At 38.6% G+C, this 1,803-nt stretch carries 1 protein-coding gene and 1 pseudogene; one reads left to right on the forward strand and one right to left on the reverse strand.

The genetic code is table 11. The features are described 5' to 3' along the window. Positions 1-173: 173 nt before the first annotated feature. Positions 174-884, forward strand: a complete 711-nt coding sequence (locus tag WBM49_RS09085) for a LytR/AlgR family response regulator transcription factor (protein ID WP_424371733.1) — start codon at positions 174-176, stop codon at positions 882-884. Positions 885-887: 3 nt separating this feature from the next. Here WBM49_RS09085 and WBM49_RS09090 read toward each other — a convergent pair. Further along, positions 888-1,803: pseudogene (locus tag WBM49_RS09090) on the reverse strand (hypothetical protein); the annotation flags it as partial.

Raw genomic sequence — 1,803 nt, forward strand, 5'->3', positions numbered from 1 at the left:
ACGGCATTGATAGTGCATAAATTAAAACACAAACTCAATATCTTAGGCTTGGAAAAAGCATATGGCCTGTCCGTGATTTATGAAGAAGAGCTAAAAAAAGGAAACAGCAGCCTGGCATCTGAATTTACAAGCATTTTAGATACTATAGAATCCTACCTAAATACCATTTGACCATGACTTGTATTATTATTGACGATGAAGCCGCCGCCAGGGCTATTGTAGCCCAGTTATGTACATCGTATCCTGAATTGGATGTTATTGAAGAGTTTCCAAATGCCATAGAAGCCATCAAGTTCCTGAACCAGCAAACAATAGATCTTGTTTTCCTGGATATCCATATGCCGGGGTTCACAGGATTTGATTTTGTTCAGACACTTAAGAATCCTCCGAAAATTGTACTTACAACCTCCGATACTAATTTTGCCATTGAGGCATATGAGTATGAAGCTATTGTAGATTATCTGGTAAAACCTATCTCACCGGAACGGTTTGCAAAATCAATTCAAAAAGTAAAAAATTCATTAGAGAAACAACCCGCATTGAGCGCTTCTGATGGGAATACCACCAAGGTTGGTGAGGATCTTTACATTAATATAGACAGGCGACTTATTAAGCTAACCTTTGATGAGATCCTGTTTATTGAAGCAAAAGGTGATTATATAGATGTAAAGACTACAAAAGAGACTCACAGGGTACATAATACGTTAAAAAAGATCAGGGAAAAGCTTCCGGAAGAACTCTTCTTACAGATCCACCGCTCATTCATTATCAACTTCACAAAGATCATTGATATTGAAGATAATAGTGTCCTCATTGAAAAGAATGTGATCCCTATTAGCAGGTCTAACCGACCCGAGTTGATGCGCCGATTAAACTTGTTGTAAATTTTACTTCAGGGCAAGAAGTTTTTTATTGAATAAAGGAGCCTTTGCAATTGCCCACTTTACTTTAATTCCGATCTCAGTGAATTCAAAGCCGGCTGCGGTGGCCGAAGCAATATTGCTATACTTCCCATATAGATCAACTCCTATTCTATTACTCAATTGATGCTGTACCCCTGCCTCTACCCTAAAAATAGGGCTCTGTTTGTCATTCTCAACCTTTTGAAAACCGGTTGCCCCATTTAGCATAAACCGGGTCTTTTCTGAGAATGATCCTCTGATATCGGCGAAAACCTCCGTGGCGTGATACTGTTCCGGGCTAAAATAAATACTAGGCAACTGATCTTTGAAAGCAATATATTGATGGTTGACCCCAACTTTTAGGGCCGGACTTTTCAGTACATTATAATACAAGGATGAAAAGATCAGATTTCTGTTATTGCCATCGGTTTGTCTGGTATGCATTACCTGTGTATACCATCCCAAATTAAAATTAGTGCTTATATTATAGTTAAGTCCGTAGTGATTCATAACGATCTCACGCTCAATGAGGTCTGCATTAAAATTTTGAACTTCTCTTTGATACCCTATCTCCAAATTTTGAAGTCGCATGGGTTGTAATTGAAATCGTGCATCCAGGATGGGTTGGGTATACGATCGGTCTCCAAAGCTGGAGTTATAAAACCCAAGGACGGTTTTCAATTTTGTCTTCGGAAACACTTTATACTCTGCACCGGCCAATACAACATGTGAAGTAGCTTTGTTTAAAGTAATAGTATTTTCTGTTTTCCTGAACTCATATGAAAATGACGCACGGAATTTTGTTGAAAATGGTAAACTGCTACTCATCTGATTTCCATATGCGATGTTTTTACCAGTATCGAAGGTGTAGAAAGCCTTCTCTTCCAGCACGGGTGTATGT

Origin of the sequence: Muriicola sp., assembly GCF_049669965.1 — a bacterium.
GTDB lineage: Bacteria > Bacteroidota > Bacteroidia > Flavobacteriales > Flavobacteriaceae > Muriicola.

What these genes read in the sequence shown, in the direction of transcription:
- WBM49_RS09085 (WP_424371733.1), top strand. Translation starts at nt 174, where the DNA reads ATGACTTGTATTATTATTGACGATGAAGCCGCCGCCAGGGCTATTGTA.